A 2,751-nucleotide genomic window follows, 5' to 3' on the forward strand; every position below is an offset into this window, starting at 1 on the left:
CGGCGTGCGGCTACTGGTCGCGGCGCGGGCTGCACGGCGGTCCCGACAGCGTGGTGGCGGCGCCCGGCGGTCAGCCGCTGCTGTTCGCACTGCTCGCCGCGTACGACGGAGACGTGCTGATGCCACGGCCCTGTCCCGCCTGGTGGGCGCCGCAGGCGCGGCTGCTGGGCCGGCCCGCCTACCAGGTGCCGACCTCGGCGGAGGCGGGCGGAGTGCCCGATCCGTACGCCCTGCTGGAGACGGTCCGCAGACTACGCGCCGAGGGCGGTATCCCCAGAGTGCTGCTGCTCTGTCCCGCCGACGATCCCACCGCCACGGTCGCGCCGCCCGAACTGGTCCATGAGGCATGCGAGGCGGCGGTCGGGGAAGGGCTGCACATCATCAGCGACGAGACCTGGCGCGACACCCTCTTCCGACCGCATGAGACCGTGCTGTTCAGCCCGGCCGAGATGTGGCCCGACGAGGTTGTCGTCGTCCATGACACAGCGGGCTCACTCCTCCCGGCCGCCTGGCCGATGGCCGTCGCCCGCTGTCCCGCCACCGAGGAGGGAGCCGCGTTGCGGGCCAGGACGCTCGACATCCTCACCGCGCTCGGCGCGCTGGTCGCCGGGCCCGTGGCCGGAGCCGCCGCGCTCGCGCTCGACGAGCCGGTGACGGTGATCCGGCGGACACGGGACACGGCCGAGCTGTACGGGACGGTCGCCGTGGCCGCCCATCGCGCGGTGCTCGCCTCCGGCGCCTTCGCCAGGCAGCCGGAGGCGGGCCGTCATCTCTACGCCGACCTCGGGCCGCTCCGCGCGCGGCTGGCGGAGCGTGGCGTCACCGACTCCATGGAGCTGGAGAACCATCTCAGCGGGCGTCTCGGGACTCCCGTGCCGGGCGGCCACCGGTTCGGGGACGAACTGGGCGCGTTGCGCGTACGTCTGTCGACGGCGGCGCTGCTCGGAGCGGATCCGGAGCGCCGTCTGGAGTCCCTCGGGGCGGCGGAGCCACTGGGACTGCCGCATGTCGAGCGGGCGCTTGCCGACTTCGCGGCGGCCTTCGCCGAACTGCGCTGACGCGGCGACGCCATGGCGCGCTGATACGGCGATGCGCTGCGCGGACCGGACCGGCTCCTCCGGCCGCGCTTCACGTCTCCTGTCCCTCCGGGCCCTGCCGTCCCTCGGGGCACTTCCGTTCCGCCGCGCTCTGCCGTCCCGTCCGGTCGGAGCCGCCCGTACCATCCGCTCCGTCGGCCCGGTCCGTGCCTCGTACGTCCGGGCCTCGTACTCTGCGCCAGAGCACCGGAGCGCCGCTCAGTACCACCGTCAGTACTACCGCGGCGAGCACGCCCTGCCAGGGCTCGGCGAAGAGCGAACCGCCGAGCACCCCGATGAGCTGGTACGTCGCCGCCCAGGCCAGACAGGCCGGTATGTCGCCTCGGGCGAACCGGCGCAGCGGCCACTCCGCGAGCAGACAGGCCAGCATCACCGGAACCCGCCCGGCGGGCACCAGGCGGGAGAGCACCAGCACCGTCACTCCGTGCTCCCGCAGCTTGAGCTGGGCCTGCTCCAGCCGGTCGGGCGGCGCGTGCCGGCGCAGCGCGGCCAGCCAGCGCGAGCCGTTCTTCGAGCCGACGCCGCGCTTTCCCAGCCAGTACAGCGCCACATCGCCGAGAAAGGCCGCGAAGGCCGCGACGAGGAACACATAGACCATGGAGAGCGGTGAGGTCTGATGGAACGCCACCACCGCCGCCGAACTCACCACCGCGCCCGTCGGCACCACCGGCACCAGCGCGCCCAGCGTCACCAGCAGGAAGACCGACGGATAACCGACGGCCTGCTGTGTCGACTCGGGCGGCAGCTCGGCGAGCCGGGATATGAACCCGGCCATCACACACCCACTCCCGGGCGCGCGCTCTCGCCGTGCCGCAGCAGATGCACGGCCACCTCGGGAGCGAGCCGGGCCGCCTTCCGTACGAACTCGTCGCCCGGCGCGTAGAACTCATGCGGCCGTACGCCGTCCAGACCGATCGGCCAGTACGTACCGAAATGCACCGGTACGGCCGCGCGCGGCGCGAGTTGGGCCAGTGCCTGTGCCGCGCGCCCTGGATCGAGATGGTCAGGACCGAGATGAGGGCCCCAGCCGCCGACCGGCAGCAGGGCGACATCGACCGGGCCCACGGCGTCCGCCATCCCGTCGAAGAGCCCGGTGTCACCGGCGAAGTAGGTCCGTGACTCACCGCTGATCACATAGCCGAGCGCGGGGGAGCGGTGCGGTCCGAGCGGCAGCCGCCGGCCGTCGTGGCGCGCGGGCACGGCCCGTACCCGCAGCTTCCCGATCTCCACCTCGTCGCCCGCGACGACCTCGGTGATCCGCAACCCGGCCGGATTTCTGCGGGCGTCGAGCCGTCTCAGCGCCGGAACGGACCGGTCCGCACCTCGCGGCACGATCAGCTGTGTGCCGGGCGTGAGCCGGCTCAGCGAGCGTGGATGGAGATGGTCGGAGTGGAGATGGGAGACCAGGACGGCGTCGGCGATCGTCGCCTCCGGCGGTGGTACGGGCCCGAGCCTGCGGCGCAGATGTGCCAGCCTGCGCACGAAGAGCGGGTCCGTCAGCACCCGGACGCCCGAGTCCTCGACCGTGCAGGTGGCATGGCCCCACCAGGTGATGACAGTTCCCAACCCGATCTCAGCTCCGACCTCGGCAACGCCCGCCGGCTCCGGCCACCGGCCCCTCCGCCCGCCCCGGGCGCGATCTCCGCACTCAGCG

Annotated in this window: 3 protein-coding genes; 1 reads left to right on the forward strand and 2 read right to left on the reverse strand. The window is 73.2% G+C overall.

The genetic code is table 11. The annotated features are described in order from the left end of the window. The coding region (locus GA0115259_RS35605) for an aminotransferase class I/II-fold pyridoxal phosphate-dependent enzyme (RefSeq protein ID WP_093604519.1) at window positions 1–1,058 on the forward strand (1,058 nt) is incomplete at its 5' end. Window positions 1,059–1,128: 70 nt separating this feature from the next. Here GA0115259_RS35605 and GA0115259_RS35610 read toward each other — a convergent pair. Then, entirely contained in the window at window positions 1,129–1,872 is a 744-nt protein-coding gene (locus GA0115259_RS35610) for a DedA family protein (RefSeq protein WP_093604521.1), read from the reverse strand. Further along, complete coding sequence (locus GA0115259_RS35615) at window positions 1,872–2,663, reverse strand: MBL fold metallo-hydrolase (protein ID WP_093604523.1); 792 nt, start codon at window positions 2,661–2,663, stop codon at window positions 1,872–1,874. The genes GA0115259_RS35610 and GA0115259_RS35615 overlap by 1 nt, the downstream gene beginning before the upstream one ends. Window positions 2,664–2,751: the final 88 nt, after the last annotated feature.

Source organism: Streptomyces sp. MnatMP-M17, assembly GCF_900091995.1.
GTDB lineage: Bacteria > Actinomycetota > Actinomycetes > Streptomycetales > Streptomycetaceae > Streptomyces.